Origin of the sequence: Microbacterium sp. HMWF026, from assembly GCF_003061325.1 — a bacterium.
Lineage (GTDB): Bacteria > Actinomycetota > Actinomycetes > Actinomycetales > Microbacteriaceae > Microbacterium > Microbacterium testaceum_E.
Genome location: NZ_QAJB01000398.1, coordinates 1 through 417 on the forward strand (window position 1 = coordinate 1; position 417 = coordinate 417).

Sequence of the window (417 nt, forward strand, 5' to 3'; positions counted from 1 at the left end):
GTCGGCGACCTGCGCTGCGGGCGCGGGCGTCCAGGGGGCGTGCGTCAGGGGCTCGGCGACCGCCTCGATGCCGGCCGCACCCTGAGCGGGTTCGGCCTCGCCGGCCGCGGCGTCGCTCGGCTCCACCGGCTCGGCGGCGTCGGCCTCGAACAGCTCGACGTCCTCGACCACGTCGAGATCGTGCAGGTCCGCCGCGCGGGCCTCGTGCTCGATGGCCTCGTGCTTCTGAGTGTCGTGCTCGGCGGCGTCGTGCTCGTCGGAGTCGTGCTCTCGGGCCACGTGCCCGTCGGCGACGACGCGGTCGCCGAACCCCGGCTCGTCGGTTCCTGCGACCTCGACGCCGTCGTCGTGCGCGGGCTCGGAGGGCCCGTCCGCGTCCGATGCGTCGTGGACGGCCACGTCGTCGACCTCGTCGAC

1 pseudogene is annotated in these 417 nt (G+C 75.5%); it reads right to left on the reverse strand.

The features are described 5' to 3' along the window. A pseudogene (locus DBR36_RS18125) lies at positions 1-417 on the reverse strand (hypothetical protein); the annotation flags it as partial.